Annotated in this window: 13 protein-coding genes, 1 tRNA gene and 1 pseudogene; all 15 read right to left on the bottom strand. The window is 61.1% G+C overall.

The window, feature by feature from the left end; all coding sequences use genetic code 11:
- Positions 1-149, bottom strand: a 149-nt coding sequence (locus tag AB4037_RS33655; protein WP_441520703.1) for a GTP-binding protein, incomplete at its 3' end; no start/stop codon positions are given.
- Positions 150-203: 54 nt separating this feature from the next.
- Positions 204-2279 (bottom strand): elongation factor G, encoded by a 2076-nt coding sequence (gene fusA, locus AB4037_RS33660; protein WP_434956972.1) that lies wholly within the window; start codon positions 2277-2279, stop codon positions 204-206.
- A 28-nt stretch (positions 2280-2307) separates the two neighbouring features.
- A complete protein-coding gene (gene rpsG / locus AB4037_RS33665; RefSeq protein WP_068299564.1) occupies positions 2308-2778 on the bottom strand; it encodes a 30S ribosomal protein S7 in 471 nt (156 codons plus the stop codon).
- 14 nt (positions 2779-2792) lie between these two features.
- Entirely contained in the window at positions 2793-3164 is a 372-nt protein-coding gene (gene rpsL, locus AB4037_RS33670; RefSeq protein ID WP_068299562.1) for a 30S ribosomal protein S12, read from the bottom strand.
- A 481-nt stretch (positions 3165-3645) separates the two neighbouring features.
- Positions 3646-7848 (bottom strand): DNA-directed RNA polymerase subunit beta', encoded by a 4203-nt coding sequence (gene rpoC / locus AB4037_RS33675; RefSeq protein ID WP_434956973.1) that lies wholly within the window; start codon positions 7846-7848, stop codon positions 3646-3648.
- Between the two features lie 134 nt (positions 7849-7982).
- Positions 7983-12104: a DNA-directed RNA polymerase subunit beta gene (gene rpoB, locus AB4037_RS33680; RefSeq protein ID WP_434956974.1), complete on the bottom strand. Its 4122-nt coding sequence runs from the start codon at positions 12102-12104 to the stop codon at positions 7983-7985.
- Positions 12105-12417: 313 nt separating this feature from the next.
- A complete protein-coding gene (gene rplL / locus AB4037_RS33685; RefSeq protein WP_434956975.1) occupies positions 12418-12792 on the bottom strand; it encodes a 50S ribosomal protein L7/L12 in 375 nt (124 codons plus the stop codon).
- Between the two features lie 53 nt (positions 12793-12845).
- Entirely contained in the window at positions 12846-13364 is a 519-nt protein-coding gene (gene rplJ, locus AB4037_RS33690; RefSeq protein ID WP_434956976.1) for a 50S ribosomal protein L10, read from the bottom strand.
- Positions 13365-14424: 1060 nt separating this feature from the next.
- A complete protein-coding gene (rplA, locus tag AB4037_RS33695; protein ID WP_434959656.1) occupies positions 14425-15123 on the bottom strand; it encodes a 50S ribosomal protein L1 in 699 nt (232 codons plus the stop codon).
- 4 nt (positions 15124-15127) lie between these two features.
- Positions 15128-15559 (bottom strand): 50S ribosomal protein L11, encoded by a 432-nt coding sequence (gene rplK, locus AB4037_RS33700; RefSeq protein WP_105865683.1) that lies wholly within the window; start codon positions 15557-15559, stop codon positions 15128-15130.
- A gap of 159 nt (positions 15560-15718) precedes the next feature.
- The gene (nusG, locus tag AB4037_RS33705) at positions 15719-16252 is read right to left on the bottom strand and encodes a transcription termination/antitermination protein NusG (RefSeq protein WP_441774526.1); all 534 of its coding nucleotides are present in this window, start codon (positions 16250-16252) and stop codon (positions 15719-15721) included.
- 12 nt (positions 16253-16264) lie between these two features.
- Positions 16265-16462: a preprotein translocase subunit SecE gene (gene secE / locus AB4037_RS33710; protein WP_434956979.1), complete on the bottom strand. Its 198-nt coding sequence runs from the start codon at positions 16460-16462 to the stop codon at positions 16265-16267.
- A 284-nt stretch (positions 16463-16746) separates the two neighbouring features.
- Positions 16747-16822: transfer RNA gene (locus AB4037_RS33715), tRNA-Trp, on the bottom strand.
- A 167-nt stretch (positions 16823-16989) separates the two neighbouring features.
- On the bottom strand, positions 16990-17310 hold the full coding sequence (locus AB4037_RS33720; protein ID WP_105865681.1) for a YbjQ family protein: 321 nt from the start codon (positions 17308-17310) through the stop codon (positions 16990-16992).
- 159 nt (positions 17311-17469) lie between these two features.
- Positions 17470-17616: pseudogene (tuf, locus tag AB4037_RS33725) on the bottom strand (elongation factor Tu); the annotation flags it as partial.

A 17616-nucleotide genomic window follows, 5' to 3' on the forward strand; every position in this document is an offset into this window, starting at 1 on the left:
ATCTGGTCATACGCCGTGAACGTCGCACCGCCCGTCTCGGCAAGCACCTTCGTGATCGCCGCTGTCAGCGACGTCTTGCCATGGTCAACGTGACCAATCGTGCCGATGTTGCAGTGCGGCTTGTTGCGTTCAAATTTCTCTTTGGCCATCGGGGCCTCCTTCACCTGTCGCCGAAACGGCGGATGAAACTCAAATCAAGGGGATCAGGCGTACTTCGCCTGGATTTCAGCAGCGACGTTGGACGGCGCCTGTTCGTAATGATCGAACTGCATCGTGTAGCTGGCGCGGCCCTGGGTAAAGGAACGCAGCTGGTTGACGTAGCCGAACATGTTCATGAGCGGAACCATGGCGTTCACGACATTCGCGTTGCCGCGCATGTCCTGGCCCTGGATCTGTCCACGCCGGGAGTTGAGATCGCCGATGACCGAGCCGGTATATTCTTCCGGGGTAACGACTTCGACCTTCATGATCGGCTCGAGCAGGACCGAATGGCCCTTCTGCAAACCTTCACGAAGAGCGGCGCGCGAGGCGATTTCGAAGGCCAGAGCCGACGAGTCGACTTCGTGGAAGGCACCGTCGATCAGCGTGACCTTGACGTCGACAACCGGGAAGCCGGCGACGATGCCCGCACCCAGAACCGAGTTGAGGCCCTTTTCGACGCCGGGAATATATTCCTTGGGCACCGAACCGCCGATGATCTTCGATTCGAATTCGAAGCCCTTGCCGGGTTCGTTCGGCTCGACGACGAACTTGACGCGAGCGAACTGGCCGGTACCGCCGGTCTGCTTCTTGTGGGTGTAGTCGATCTCGGCCTTCTTGGTGATCTTCTCGCGGAAGGCCACCTGCGGCGCGCCGACATTGACCTCGACCTTGTGGGTACGACGCAGAATGTCGACCTTGATGTCGAGATGGAGTTCACCCATGCCCTTGATGATGGTCTGGCCGGATTCCTGATCGGTCGACACACGGAAGGACGGATCCTCCGAAGCGAGCTTGATCAGGGCCAAAGCCATCTTTTCCTGGTCCGCCTTGGTCTTGGGTTCCACGGCCATCTCGATGACGGGCTCGGGGAATTCCATGCGTTCCAGGATGACGGGCTTGTTGGGATCGCACAGGGTGTCGCCGGTGCGGGTGTCCTTGAGGCCAACCAAGGCGACGATGTCGCCAGCATAGGCTTCAGCGATTTCCTCGCGGTTGTTGGCATGCATGAGTACCATGCGGCCGACACGCTCGGTCTTCTCGCGGGAGGAGTTGAGCAGCGAGACGCCCTTCTCGAGCTTGCCCGAGTAGATGCGGCAGAAGGTCAGGACACCATACTGGTCGTCCATGATCTTGAAGCCGAGAAGAGAAAGAGGCTCGGAGTCCGAAGACTTGCGCTCGATTTCTTCTTCGGTCTCCGGGTCGATGCCCTTGATGGCCGGCACGTCGACAGGCGACGGCAGATAGTCGACCACGGCATCAAGAAGGGTCTGTACGCCCTTGTTCTTGAAGGCGGAACCAGCGAGAACCGGATAGAAGGCGCCCGTGAGGACGGCCTTGCGGATCAGACGCTTCAGCGTCGCTTCATCCGGCTCCTGGCCATCGAAGAAGGCAGCGAGAACCTCGTCATCGAGTTCCACAGCAGCTTCGATGAGCATGTTGCGGTACTCGACGGCCTTCTCGACCATGTCTTCCGGGATCGGCAGATCGGCGTCGAACTCGGCGCCCAGCGATTCACCCGACCAGATCACGGCCTTCATGCGAACGAGATCGATGATGCCCTTGAAGTTCGACTCCGAACCGATCGGCAGCTGAATGGCGATCGGCTTGGCGCCAAGGCGCTTCACGATGTCGTCGAGGCACTTGTAGAAGTCGGCGCCCGTCTTATCCATCTTGTTGGCGAAGACGATACGCGGAACCTTGTACTTGTCACCCTGGCGCCAGACGGTCTCGGTCTGAGGCTCGACGCCTTGGTTGGAGTCGAGCACGCAGACGGCACCGTCGAGCACGCGCAGCGAACGCTCGACTTCGATGGTGAAGTCGACGTGACCGGGGGTGTCGATGATGTTCAGGCGCTTGCCGGCCCACAGAGCGGTCGTCGCGGCGGACGTGATCGTGATGCCGCGCTCCTGCTCCTGGGTCATGAAGTCCATGGTGGCGGCGCCGTCATGGACTTCGCCGATCTTGTGGGACTTGCCGGTGTAGTAAAGGATCCGCTCGGTCGTCGTGGTCTTACCGGCGTCGATATGCGCCATAATACCAAAGTTGCGGTAGTCCTCGATCGCGTGGGTGCGGGCCATCGTGTGATCCTCAGTCCTGTCTTCCGGCTTACCAGCGGTAATGCGAGAAGGCGCGGTTGGCTTCCGCCATCCGGTGCGTGTCTTCGCGTTTCTTCACGGCGTTGCCGCGATTGTTGGAGGCGTCGAGCAGCTCGCCCGACAGCTTCTCTTCCATGGTCTTCTCGTTGCGGTTACGGGCCGCGCTGAGGATCCAACGGATGGCGAGAGCCTGGCGGCGCTCCGGACGAACTTCGACCGGGACCTGATAGGTCGCACCACCAACGCGGCGGGAGCGAACCTCGATCGCCGGGGCGACATTCGACAAGGCAGTCTGGAACACCGTGATCGGGCTCTGCTTGGCCTTGGCTTCGATGGTGTCGAAAGCGTCGTAGACGATCTTCTCGGCAACCGACTTCTTGCCATCATACATGATGGCATTCATGAACTTGGTCACGACGAGATCACCGAACTTCGGATCCGGAATGATCTCACGCTTTTCTGCACGATGGCGACGGGACATGGTGAAATCTTCCCTTACTTCGGACGCTTCGCGCCGTACTTCGAACGGCGCTGCTTACGGTTCTTGACACCCTGGGTATCGAGAACGCCGCGGAGAATGTGATAGCGGACGCCGGGCAAATCCTTCACGCGGCCGCCGCGGATCATGACCACGGAATGCTCCTGAAGGTTATGGCCTTCGCCGGGGATGTAGCCGATGACCTCGAAGCCATTGGTGAGACGCACCTTGGCAACCTTACGCAAAGCCGAGTTCGGCTTCTTCGGAGTCGTCGTATACACACGAGTGCACACACCGCGCTTCTGCGGGCATGCTTCCAGGTGGCGCGCCTTCTCGCGATACACTTTCGGTTCGCGCGGCTTGCGGATCAGCTGGCTAATGGTTGGCATCGTTCGCCCTTCAACATCGATTAGTACGCCCCTACGAACGCACTGCTTTGCCCTGCGTGAGCAATCACGCAAAACGAAACCGCGCCAGCTTCCCTATTAGGGGATGCAAGCGCGACACCCACAGAGGATCGCAACGCAGAGCGTACGATCATGACCGGAACTGTGTCTGGTAGCCCGGAGGCAGCGTTTAAGCGATCAGTTCCGCGTCTTGTCGACTGCAGGAACAATACGGCTTACGGCCCGCCCTGAAAGTGATGTGGTCTTTAACTGCCGACTCGCCTCTCGTCAAGCGCGAAGCGTGTCAAATTTACCAATAAATGAGGTTTTTGAGCCGATAGGGCCTTTCGCATAGCCCCTTTGCCGTTTTGCATGACTTCAGGCTTCGGGTCTGCCCCTCCCTCGTCATGATCACGGCTCCCTCAAAGACGAAAGGGCGGCTCTTGCAAGCCGCCCTCCCATTCAACCGATCGGTTGAATTTTCTTACTCCGCCGCGGGCAATGCCACGACTTCGGCTTCGGCCGCCGGCGTAGCCGGAACACCGGCCTCGGCCTGCTTCTGCTGCAGGATGAGATCGTCGCGGCGCTTGGCGATCTCGCGGACCCGAGCAACCTGGGCGCCAGTACCGGCCGGGATGAGGCGGCCGACGATGACGTTCTCCTTGAGGCCCTCCAGCGTATCCGACTTGCCGTTGACGGCAGCTTCGGTGAGCACGCGGGTGGTTTCCTGGAAGGAGGCCGCCGAGATGAACGAACGCGTCTGCAGCGAAGCCTTGGTGATGCCGAGCAGCACCGGATGGCCCACCGCAGGCTTCCTGCCCTCCTCGACCGCCTTGAGGTTGGCCTCTTCGAACTCGATGCGGTCGACCTGCTCGCTGGGCAGGAACTCGGTCTCACCGGCGTCGGTGACCTCGATCTTCTGCAGCATCTGCCGGACGATCACTTCGATGTGCTTGTCGTTAATCTGCACGCCCTGCAGGCGGTAGACTTCCTGGATTTCGTTGACCAGGTAGGCCGCCAGTTCCTCGACGCCCTTGACCGCCAGAATATCGTGCGGAGCCGGGTTACCATCGACGATGAAGTCACCCTTCTCGACGACGTCGCCGTCCTGGAGATGGATGTGCTTGCCCTTCGGGATCAGATATTCGACCGGCTCCTGATCAGCCTCATGCGGCTGGATCACGAGACGACGCTTGTTCTTGTAGTCGCGACCGAACTGGATCGTGCCGGTGATTTCGGCGATGATCGCCGCATCCTTCGGACGACGAGCCTCGAACAACTCGGCCACGCGCGGCAGACCGCCCGTGATGTCGCGGGTCTTGGCGCTCTCCAGCGGCACGCGGGCGATGACGTCGCCGGCATTCACCTTCGAGCCTGGATCGACCGAGATGACGGATTCGGCCGCCAGGAAGTAGCGGGCGTCGCCGCCGCGCGACAGCTTGGCGATCTTGCCGTCGCCGCCCTTGATCACCAGGGCCGGACGCAGATCCGCCGAGCGGCTCGACGTCCGCCAGTCGGAGACCACGCGCTTGGTGATGCCGGTCGACTCGTCGGCACTCTCGTTAACCGAGATGCCGTCGACCAGATCCTCATAGCCGATCACACCATCGAGTTCGGTGATCACCGGGCGGGTGTAGGGATCCCACTCGGCGATACGCTGGCCGCGCTTGATCTTGTCACCGTCATCGACCTTGATGCGGGCACCATAGGGGACGCGGTTGACCGAGCGCTCCGTGCCGTCATGGTCGAGGACCACGACAGCCAGGTTGCGGGCCATGGCAATCAGCTCGCCGTCCGTGTTCCGCACCACGTTGCGGTTACGGATCTTGACCGTGCCCTCGAAGGTGGACTCGATGTTCGACTGCTCGTTGATCTGCGCCGCGCCACCGATGTGGAAGGTACGCATGGTGAGCTGTGTACCCGGCTCACCGATCGACTGTGCCGCAATGACACCGACAGCCTCGCCCATATTGACGCGCGTGCCGCGTGCCAGGTCGCGACCATAGCAGGTGGCGCAGACGCCGTTCTTGGTCTCGCAGGTGAGCACCGAACGGATCTTGATCTCCTGCAGGCCCGAGGCACTGATCAGGTCGACCGCCTTCTCGTCGATCATCTCGCCCTTCGGCACGATGACGGTGCCGGTCGAGGGGTCGGTGATGTTCTGAGCCGCAGTACGACCGAGGACGCGAATGCCGAGCGAAGCCACGACCTGGCCCGCATCGACGATCGCACGAACACCGATGCCGCCTTCCGAGCCGCAATCGGTCTCGGTGATGATCGAGTCCTGGGCGACGTCGACGAGACGACGCGTCAGATAACCCGAGTTCGCCGTCTTCAAGGCGGTGTCGGCCAGACCCTTGCGGGCGCCGTGGGTCGAGTTGAAGTACTCGAGCACGGTGAGGCCTTCCTTGAAGTTCGAGATGATCGGCGTCTCGATGATTTCACCCGACGGCTTGGCCATCAGGCCGCGCATGGCGCCGAGCTGACGCATCTGGGCCGGCGAACCGCGGGCCGAGGAGTGCGCCATCATGTAGATGGAGTTGATCGGCTTGTCGCGGCCGCTCTCGTCCTTCTTCACGGCCGAAATGCGGTCCATCATCTCCTTGGCGAGACGATCGGCACACTTGGCCCAAGCATCGACGACCTTGTTGTACTTCTCACCCTGGGTGATCAGGCCGTCATTGTACTGCTGCTCGTAATCCTTCGCGAGAGCGTCGGTCTCGGCCACGATCTTCCACTTGTTCTCCGGCACGACGATGTCGTCCTTGCCGAAGGAGATGCCCGCCTTAAAGGCGTTGGAGAAGCCGAGCGTCATGATGCGGTCGCAGAAGATGACCGCCTCCTTCTGACCCACGTTGCGATAGACGACGTCGATGAGGGCGGAGATTGCCTTCTTCGTCATCAGATTGTTGGCGGCCTCGAAGGAGATCTTGGGATTCTTCGGCAGCAGCTCGGCCAGCTTCACGCGGCCGGGCGTGGTGTCGTAGATCTTGGTGACCTCGTTGCCTTCGGCATCGATGCCCCTCCAGCGCCACTTGATCTTCGAGTGCAGCGTGACGACTCTGTTGTCGATCGCATGATCGAGTTCGCCGACGTTGCCGAACACCATGCCCTGCCCGGGCTCGCCGTCCGACATCAGCGTCACATAATACAGGCCGAGCACGACGTCCTGCGACGGCACGATGATCGGCTGACCATTGGCCGGATGCAGGATGTTGTTGGTCGACATCATCAGCACGCGCGCTTCCAGCTGCGCTTCGAGCGACAGCGGGACGTGCACGGCCATCTGGTCACCGTCGAAGTCCGCATTGAAGGCGGTGCAGACAAGCGGATGCAGCTGGATGGCCTTGCCTTCGATCAGCACCGGCTCGAAGGCCTGGATGCCGAGGCGATGCAGCGTCGGAGCACGGTTGAGCAGCACCGGATGCTCGCGGATGACCTCGTCGAGGATATCCCAGACTTCCGGCTTTTCCTTCTCGACCAACTTCTTGGCCTGCTTGACGGTCGCGGAAAGCCCCTTGGCGTCGAGACGCGAATAAATAAAGGGCTTGAACAGCTCCAGCGCCATCTTCTTGGGCAGACCGCACTGATGCAGCTTCAGCTCAGGACCGACGACGATGACCGAACGGCCGGAATAGTCGACGCGCTTGCCGAGCAGGTTCTGGCGGAACCGGCCCTGCTTGCCCTTGAGCATGTCGGACAGCGACTTCAGCGGGCGCTTGTTGGCGCCGGTGATGACGCGGCCACGGCGGCCGTTGTCGAACAGCGCGTCCACAGCTTCCTGCAGCATGCGCTTTTCGTTACGGATGATGATGTCAGGCGCACGCAGTTCGATCAGCCGCTTCAGACGATTGTTGCGGTTGATGACACGGCGATAGAGATCGTTGAGGTCCGAGGTCGCGAAGCGGCCACCGTCGAGCGGGACGAGCGGGCGCAGATCCGGCGGGATCACCGGCACGGCCGTCAGGATCATCCATTCAGGCTTGTTGCCCGACTGGACGAAGGCCTCGATGATCTTCAGGCGCTTGGCCAGCTTCTTGGGCTTGAGCTCCGAGGTGGACTCGGCGATCTCGACGCGCAGATCCGCCGCGATCTTCTCCAGATCCATGGAGCGCAGCATCTCGCGGATGGCCTCGGCGCCGATCATCGCGGTGAAGCTGTCCTCGCCATACTCGTCCTGAGCGCGCGCATACTCATCCTCAGAGAGGAGTTGACGCTCCTTCAAGGGGGTAAGGCCGGGCTCGATCACAACGTAATATTCGAAGTACAGGATGCGCTCGAGATCCTTGAGCGTCATATCCATCAAGAGGCCGATGCGGCTCGGCAGCGACTTCAGGAACCAGATATGGGCGACGGGCGCAGCGAGTTCGATATGGCCCATGCGCTCGCGGCGGACGCGCGACAGCGTGACTTCGACGCCGCACTTCTCGCAGATGACGCCCTTGTACTTCATGCGCTTGTACTTGCCGCACAAGCACTCGTAATCCTTGATGGGTCCGAAGATGCGCGCGCAGAACAAGCCGTCACGTTCGGGCTTGAACGTACGGTAGTTAATGGTCTCCGGCTTCTTGATCTCGCCGTAGGACCAGGAAAGAATCTTTTCCGGCGAAGCGATCGAGATCTTGATCTGATCGAAGGTCTGCGGCTGCGCTACCGGATTGAAGAGATTCATGACCTCTTGGTTCATGGCCGTCTCCAGGTTTGCGCTAAGGCGGGGCCAACGCCCCTGCCCGCGCGGATAAAAATGGGGGGCGGGTCTTCAGACCCGCCTCATTCGCGGCACGGTCACGGCGGGTCCGAAGACCCGCCTCCCGGGCAATGTCACTCGGCAGCTTCGGCCGGCGGCAGCATCTGGTCGGCGTTGCGCAGGCCGGTGAGCTCGACATTGAGGCCCAGCGAACGCATTTCCTTGACCAGCACGTTGAACGATTCCGGAATGCCCGCCTCGAAGGTGTCGTCGCCGCGCACGATGGCCTCGTAGACCTTGGTGCGGCCCGCCACGTCGTCCGACTTGACGGTGAGCATCTCCTGCAGCGTGTAGGCGGCGCCGTAGGCTTCCAGGGCCCACACCTCCATTTCGCCGAAGCGCTGACCGCCGAACTGCGCCTTGCCACCCAGCGGCTGCTGCGTGACCAGCGAGTACGGGCCGATCGAACGGGCATGGATCTTGTCGTCGACCAGATGGTGCAGCTTCAGCATGTAGATGTAGCCGACTGTCACCTTGCGGTCGAAGGGATTGCCCGTGCGCCCGTCGTAGAGCTGCACCTGACCCGAGGCGTCATGCCCCGCCATCCTGAGGAAGTCGACGATGTCGCTTTCCTTGGCGCCGTCGAAGACCGGGGTCGCGATCGGCACGCCGCGGCGAAGCGTCGAGGACATGTCGACGAGCTCACGCTCGTCCATGGACTCGATCTCTTCATTTTTGCCGTAGATGCGGTCGAGCGTATCCTTGAGCTGCTTGGCCCCCTTGCCCCTCTTATAGGCGTCGATGGCATCGCCAACGAGTTTGCCGAGACCGGCAGCTGCCCAACCCATATGGGTTTCGAGAATCTGACCGACATTCATGCGGCTGGGAACACCGAGCGGGTTGAGCACGATGTCGACCGGCGTGCCATCCTCGAGGAAAGGCATGTCTTCGATCGGCATGATGCGCGAAACCACGCCCTTGTTGCCGTGACGGCCTGCCATCTTGTCACCCGGCTGGATCTTGCGCTTCACGGCGACGAAGACCTTAACCATCTTCATCACGCCGGGCGGCAGTTCGTCGCCACGCTGCAGCTTCTCGACCTTGTCCAGGAAGCGCTGTTCAAGGCGCTTCTTGGATTCGTCGTACTGCTTGCGCATGGCCTCGACCTCGCTCATCAGAGCGTCGTCGGCCACGGCGAAGTTCCACCACTGCGAGCGCGGATACTCCTGCATCACGTCGGCAGTAAGCACCGTCTCCTTCTTGAAGCCCTTAGGCCCGCCGATCGCCGCCTTGCCCTCGAGCAATTCGACGAGACGCTGATAGACGTTGCGGTCGAGGATCGCCTGCTCGTCGTCACGGTCCTTGGCCAGGCGCTCGATCTCTTCGCGCTCGATCGCCTGGGCACGCTCGTCCTTGTCGACGCCGTGGCGGTTGAACACGCGCACTTCGACGATGGTGCCGGTGACGCCCGGGGGAACGCGCAACGAGGTATCGCGCACGTCGGAAGCCTTTTCGCCGAAGATGGCGCGCAGGAGCTTTTCTTCCGGCGTCATCGGGCTCTCGCCCTTCGGCGTGATCTTGCCGACCAGGATGTCGCCGGCCTGCACCTCGGCGCCGATATAGACGATGCCAGCCTCGTCCAGGTTCTTCAGCGCTTCTTCCGAGACGTTCGGAATGTCGCGCGTGATTTCTTCCGGACCCAGCTTGGTATCGCGGGCCATCACTTCGAATTCGTCGATGTGGATCGAGGTGAACACGTCCTCCTTGGCGATGTTCTCGCTGAGCAGGATGGAGTCCTCGAAGTTGTAGCCGTTCCAGGGCATGAACGCGACGAGCACGTTACGGCCGAGCGCCAGCTCGCCGAGTTCGGTCGAGGGACCGTCGGCGATGATGTCACCCTTCTTCACGACGTCGCCGACGCGGACCAGCGGCTTCTGCGTGATGCAGGTCGACTGGTTGGAGCGCTGGAACTTCATCAGGCGGTAGATGTCGACGCCCGACTGGGTCGGATCGAGATCGGCGGTGGCGCGGATAACGATACGCGTCGCGTCGATCTGGTCGACGATGCCGGTGCGGCGGGCGCCGATGGCAGCGCCGGAGTCACGGGCCACCACGCTTTCCATGCCGGTGCCGACGAACGGCGCATCGGCGCGCACCAACGGCACGGCCTGACGCTGCATGTTCGCTCCCATCAGCGCCCGGTTGGCGTCGTCATTCTCGATGAAGGGAATGAGCGCGGCGGCAACCGAAACCAGCTGCTTGGGCGACACGTCCATGTAGTCGACGCGGTCAGGCGTCACCATGACGTTTTCACCGGCATGACGGCAGACCACGAAGTCCTCGGTCAGCCGACCTTCCTGGTCGAGCGGGATGTTGGCCTGGGCGACGTAGTATTTGCCCTCTTCCATCGCCGACAGATAGACGACCTCGGGCGTGACCTTGCTGTCGCGGACGCGACGGTAGGGCGCCTCGATGAAGCCGTATTTGTTGACGCGAGCAAAGGTCGCCAGCGAGTTGATCAGACCGATATTCGGGCCTTCCGGCGTCTCGATCGGGCAGATGCGGCCGTAGTGGGTCGGATGCACGTCGCGCACTTCGAAGCCGGCACGCTCGCGGGTCAGACCACCCGGGCCAAGCGCCGACAAGCGGCGCTTGTGGGTGATTTCCGACAGCGGGTTGGTCTGGTCCATGAACTGCGAGAGCTGCGAAGAGCCGAAGAACTCGCGCACGGCGGCAGCCGCCGGCTTGGCGTTGATCAGATCCTGCGGCATCACGGTGTCGACGTCGACCGAGGACATGCGCTCCTTGATGGCGCGCTCCATGCGCAGAAGGCCGACGCGATACTGATTTTCCATCAGCTCGCCGACCGAGCGCACGCGGCGGTTGCCGAGATGATCGATGTCGTCGATCTCGCCCTTGCCGTCGCGCAGGTCCACCAGCGTCTTGACCACGGCCAGGATGTCGTCCTTGCGCAGCACGCGGACGGTATCCTCGGCATCGAGGTCGAGGCGCATGTTCATCTTGACGCGGCCGACCGACGAGAGGTCGTAACGCTCGGAATCGAAGAACAGCGACTGGAACATCGCCTCGGCGGAGTCGATCGTCGGCGGCTCACCCGGACGCATCACGCGATAGATGTCGAACAAGGCCTCTTCGCGCGAGTTGTTCTTGTCGACCGCCAGCGTGTTGCGGATGTAGCCACCAACCGTGACGTGATCGATGTCGAGCACGGGAATCTCGTCGAAACCCTCGTCGCCGAGCAGCTTCAGGTTCTTCTCGCTGAGCTCGTCGCCAGCTTCCAGATAGACCTCGCCCGTGTTGAGATTGACGATGTCCTCGGCGACGTAACGGCCGATCAGATCCTCATCCGTGACGCGCAGGGCCTTGAGGCCCTTGTCGGCCAGCGCGCGGGCAGAACGCGCCGTCAGTTTCTTGCCGGCTTCAACCACGACTTCGCCGGTATCGGCGTCGATGAGATCGATGGTCGGCTTGACGCCCTTCAGACGGTTCCAGTCATAGGGAACGCGCCAGCCATCCTTGTCGCGGACATAGGTGATGGAGTTGTAGAAGGTACGCAGAATTTCTTCGCCATCCATGCCGAGGGCAAAGAGCAGCGAGGAGACCGGGATCTTGCGGCGGCGATCGATGCGCGCATGCACGATGTCCTTGGCATCGAACTCGATGTCGAGCCAGGAGCCGCGATAGGGAATGATGCGTGCGGCGAACAGGAGCTTGCCCGACGAGTGGGTCTTGCCCTTGTCGTGATCGAAGAACACGCCCGGCGAACGGTGCATCTGGGAGACGATGACGCGCTCGGTGCCGTTGACGATGAAGGTGCCGTTCGAGGTCATGAGCGGCATGTCGCCCATGTAGACGTCCTGCTCCTTGATGTCCTTCACGGAGCGGGCGCCGGTTTCCTCGTCGACATCGAACACGATCAGACGCAGTGTCACCTTGAGAGGCGCAGCAAAGGTCATGCCGCGCTGGCGGCACTCGTCGACGTCATATTTCGGCGCTTCGAATTCGTAGCGGACGAATTCGAGCATCGCCTTGTTGGAGAAGTCCGAGATCGGGAAGACCGACTTGAATACGGTCTGCAATCCCTCATCCGTCCGCCCGCTCTCGGGCTCCAAGACCTGGAGAAACTGGTCGTAGGAAGCCTTCTGAACCTCGATCAGGTTCGGCATCGTCGCGACTTCGCGGATCTTTCCGAAAAACCGGCGGACGCGCTTGCGGGCATTGGTCGTCTGAGCCATGTGGTCCTCGTCCTTTCAAGCAGGCCCGGCACCATTGCACCGATCCTGCAGGCATTTGAATCGCAGGGAAGATTGCCCTCCCCGCCCGGCACAGCGCCGCTGGTGCGGCCCGGTGCTGAAACTGTCGGCCGGATCACCGGCCCTCGCCATTCTCGTCACGGCAGACCGGAAAATCCCGAACGATCTCATCCAATTGGATCGAAATCTCGAAGATTCTCTGGTCCGCCGTTCCGGCATCTGGTGCGCAAGGCCCCAAAACGCCGAAAAGGCCCCGGGGGAAACCCCGGGGCCAAATCGCCTGAAGCAAGCTCGCTTACTTGAGCTCGACCTTGGCGCCGACCTTCTCGAGGGCAGCCTTGATCTTGTCGGCTTCTTCCTTGGCCACGGCTTCCTTGACGGGCTTCGGAGCAGCTTCGACCAGGTCCTTGGCTTCCTTGAGGCCGAGGCCGGTGATCGCGCGGACTTCCTTGATGACCTCGATCTTCTTGTCGCCAGCAGCAGCCAGAACAACGGTGAACTCGGTCTGAGCTTCAGCAGCCGGAGCGGCCGCAGCAGCCGGGCCAGCCGACACTGCAACAGCAGCAGCAGCCGAAACGCCCCACTTCTCTTCCAGGGCCTTGGCGAGGTCAGCGGCTTCCAGAACCGTCAGGCTCGAGAGGTCTTCAACGATCTTTTCAATCTTGGACATTGTCCGTAATCCTTAGTTTAGGTTCGTACCGGTTTATCGGGTTGCGAACGGCCTTACGCCGCTTCGTCTCGCTTGGCATAGGCTCCGAACACGCGAGCCAGCTTGGCAGCCGGTGCGTTGACGACCTGAGCGACCTTGGTAGCCGGGGCCTGGATAAGGCCGATAAGCTTGGCGCGCAGTTCGTCCAGAGACGGCAGAGACGCAAGCGCCTTGACACCATCCTGGTTCAGAGAGGTCTTGCCCATCGCGCCGCCGAGGATAACGAACTTGTCGTTGGCCTTGGCGAAGTCGACGGCGACCTTCGGAGCAGCCACAGGATCGCTGGAATAAGCGATCAAGGTCGGGCCCTTCATGAGGGGCGCGATGGAGGCCACATCCGTGCCATCGAGAGCGATCTTGGCGAGGCGGTTCTTAGCGACCTTCACGGTCGCACCAGCTGCCTTGGCCTGCTTGCGCAGGTTCTGCATCTGGGCGACGGTCAGGCCGGAATAGTGAGCTACGACGACGACGCCAGAAGCCTTGAAGACTTCCTGGAGAACGCCGATGAACTCCTGCTTTTCCGCTCTTTCCACGTTGCTCTCTCCGGTTGCAGCTTTCCCAAATTCAAAGGAAAGCCGACCGTTGCATTTGCCGCCTTAGGGATACCGGCGAACCGGAACCTTGAAAGGCGACGCTCGATTGCCTGTCCCTCGTTATCGGATATGCGTCAAAATGACACATGCCATCACAACGAGCGAGCCGGATCGAACCAATTCACGAGGCAGCCGCGAGGCGGATACCGAAAACCGGTCTTCCCCGTCTATGCAGGCCAAAAGGAGCGCTTTTCAGGGCCTCTCCCGGCGATTAAGCAGGTTTCCCTGCGCCTGCAGTCTCGGACAGGACATGGCCGTCAAGGCTCGAAAACCTTTCCGACCAGCCTACCGTCCAAATTGCTTTGGACAGCAAAAATCCCGGGCTGTTTACACATCCCAGGGTCATGAACCTTTGATCAGTTCAGTGAGAAGCGCGATATAGTCCCTCTTGGCCGAATTGCCAAGGGGGAATTTGCATTGGGAAGGCGCTTTTTCCAAAACGCATCGAAGCGCTTTGGCTTACCGACACCCCAGACTCCCCTATCGGTGATTGAACAACTAAGGCGGCTCGCCAGCATTCCCGCCCCGCCCCCCCCGTTTTGGCGACCTCTCAATGAAACTTCCCGTACCATGGCGCACGATAGTTCGGGATATAGGGCCAATCACGCGGTTGGGACGGCGAAGTTCTGGCAGCGAGCGCATCGTTCGGCGTCAGGAAGAGGCCCCCTAAATCATTGCCATCGTTGATGGCGTAGAAGTGCGCCTCGGAGTCGGCTTGCCGCGAGTTGGCCGTTGACGATCTTGAAGAAGGCGTAGGCTGCATTGCCCCATGGCTGATATTCCTGCGACGCCACGCTTGGCGAGTAGACTACATACCTCTGACCACTGATGTGGCAGGCCACCTGCTGTCATGGCGACACCTCCCAAGAGAGAAAAGAAATCGGCGTCGAAACATGATGATTTTCGAAAATGGCAAGGAGCAGTTGAAGCTAGCTATGTCATAGAAAACCCCGCCGAAGCAGCTTCGGCGGGGTTTTCAAATCGTTCGATGCAAACCGGATCAGGCGCTGAGCACGCTGGCCGGATCGATCTTCACGCCGGGGCCCATCGTCGAGGACAGGGCGACGCGCTGGACATAGGTGCCCTTCGCGCCAGTCGGCTTGGCCTTGACCACGGCGTCGGCGAAAGCCTTGATGTTCTCGGCGAGCTTGTCGGCCGAGAACGAGGCCTTGCCGATAGCGCCATGCACGATGCCGGCCTTCTCGACACGGAACTCGACCGAACCACCCTTCGAAGCCTGCACGGCCGAGGTGACGTCCATGGTCACGGTACCGACCTTCGGGTTCGGCATCATGCCGCGCGGGCCGAGCACCTTACCCAGACGGCCGACCAGCGGCATCATGTCCGGGGTGGCGATGCAGCGATCGAAATCGATCTTGCCGCCATTGACGATCTCGACGAGATCCTCGGCGCCCACCACATCGGCACCGGCAGCGCGGGCTTCGTCAGCCTTGGCGCCGCGGGCGAACACGGCCACGCGCAGCGTCCGGCCCGAACCGTTGGGCAGGTTGCAAACACCGCGGACCATCTGGTCGGCATGGCGGGGATCGACGCCCAGATTCATGGCGATCTCGACGGTTTCGTCGAACTTGGCCTTGGCGCGGTCCTTGATCAGGGCCACAGCCTCATCCAGGCCGTAGAGCTTGATGCGGTCAATGCCTTCCTTGGCCGCGCGAATACGCTTTCCTTGATGTGCCATCATATCACCCGACGATCTCGAGGCCCATCGACTGGGCGGAACCCTTCACCATGGCCATAGCGGCCTCGACCGTATCGCAGTTGAGGTCGGGCAGCTTCTTCTCGGCGATCTCACGGATCTGAGCGATCGTGATCTTGCCAGCCTTGGCGCCCTTGCCGGGGGTCTGTGAACCCGACTTGATGCCGGCAGCTTCCTTGACCCAGTAGGACACCGGGGGAAGCTTCAGTTCGAAGGTGAAGGAACGGTCCTGATAGGCCGTGATGATGACCGGGATCGGCATGCCCTTGGTCATCTGCGCGGTCTTCGCATTGAAGGCCTTGCAGAATTCCATGATGTTCAGGCCGCGCTGACCGAGCGCGGGGCCGATGGGCGGCGACGGGTTCGCGGCGCCGGCCGGAACCTGAAGCTTGACGTAGCCCGTAATTTTCTTCGCCATTTGTTGCTCCTGTGCGGGTTGCCCCGCGGTTATCAGCCATCAAGAGGATGGCAGGCCATCGAGAGGATGGCAGGTGACCATCGAGATGGCCGGAGTTTCGCGGTTCGGTTTCATCGGGCGGCGATCGGCCCGATGTCTCCTCCCGCGTATGGAATCAGGTCAAACCTTCTCGACCTGCCCATATTCGAGTTCGACCGGGGTGGCCCGGCCGAAAATGGAAACCGCCACCTTGAGGCGGGCACGACCCTCGTCGACTTCCTCGACGATGCCGTTGAAGGAAGCGAACGGGCCGTCCGCGACCTTGACCTGCTCGCCGACCTCGAAGCTGACGGAGGGCTTGGGACGCTCGACGCCATCGGCGACCTGCCCCTTGATGCGCTCCGCCTCACGGTCGGGAATCGGCACGGGCTTGGACTTGTCGGCACCCAGGAAGCCGGTGACCTTCGGCGTGTTCTTGATGAGGTGATGCACCTCGTCCGTCAGGTCGCACTTCACCAGCACATAGCCGGGGAAGAACTTGCGTTCGGTGTCGACCTTGCGGCCGCGGCGAACCTCGACGACCTTTTCGGTCGGCACCAGGATCTCTTCGAACAGATCGGAGAGCCCACGCTGGGCGATCTGCTCGCGAATCGACTGCGCGACCTTGTTCTCGAAGTTGGAATAGGCGTGAACGATGTACCAGCGCTTGGCCATTATGGATTTTCCCTAGCGGCCCAGATTCACGATGAAGGAGACGGCACGGATCAACACGGCATCCGTGATGGAGAAGAAGATGGCCATGGCGATGGTGAAGATGACGACCATGAGGGCCGTGATCATGGTTTCCCGGCGGGTGGGCCAGGTGACCTTGTTCGTTTCGTTGCGAACCTGTCGCAAGAACTCCATCGGAGTCGTCTTTGCCATCGTTCTACCGCCTTGACCGAAACAGGATTGTTCCGGCACTCATTTCGAAATCCTACCTTGCAAATGCAAGGCCGGGCCTGAGCGGAGCGTGGATGAAGCGGAAATGATCCGGCCAGCCAGGCTCTGCGACGACTGTGAACCTCGCAGGGTCTGCGATCCCGCCCAGCGGGCTTGCAAATCCTGTCCGGCCGTTTTTGCCAACACAAAACCGAGGGTGCGGCCAAGCCCCATCCCCCGGCTTTCATGACAGAGCGAAAAAAGCTAAACGCCTCATCCGCGTAAATTGGCAGGGGCAGCAGGGATCGAACCTGCGACCTACGGTTTTGGAGACCGTCGCTCTACCAGCTGAGCTATACCCCTACGCGTTGCTCGCGCGGCGCCTACATAGCCGCGCAAATGATTTGGCGCAATCCCACAGATGGGGATCGCTGTGTAAATTTTCATCGCCGCCAGGGCAGAAGTGCGACGGACCTGCAGGCGCTCCGCATTTCATGGCAGTTTTCATACCCGGGCTGCCCCGGCCTCGCTTAGACCGGCTCGACGGCCACCGCGGTGCCATAGGCCAGCACCTCGGTGATTCCATCCATGATCTCATTGGCATCGTAGCGCATGGCGATGATGGCATTGGCGCCCAGTTCCTCGGCATGACGCACGAGAAGCTCATAGGCTTCCTGCCGGGCGGTTTCCGCCAGATTGGTATAGACCGACAGCTTGCCGCCGAACACCGACTGGATGGCGCCACCAATATTGCCGATCACGCTGCGCGAACGCACGGTGATGCCCCGCACCACGCCGAAATGCTTCACGACGCGGTAACCTGGGAGATCATTGGTAGTGACGACGATCATGACCTGTTCCTCGAATGCGGATAGAGCGTTTTTCAGAAAGGTTGATAGACTTTTCGATTAAAAAAACGCGTCAAAAACACTTTACGCAAAAGCCACCAATACAAACAAAAACGGCGCAGCCAAGGCTGCGCCGTTCCGAACTCAAGCTTTCGCCCGTTCTTATTCGATGATTGCGGCGACGACGCCGGCGCCGACGGTACGACCGCCTTCACGGATGGCGAAGCGCAGCTTCTCTTCCATGGCGATCGGCACGATCAGGTTCACTTCCATGGCGATGTTGTCGCCAGGCATCACCATCTCCGTACC

Source organism: Labrys sp. KB_33_2 (assembly GCF_052114505.1).
Lineage (GTDB): Bacteria > Pseudomonadota > Alphaproteobacteria > Rhizobiales > Labraceae > Labrys.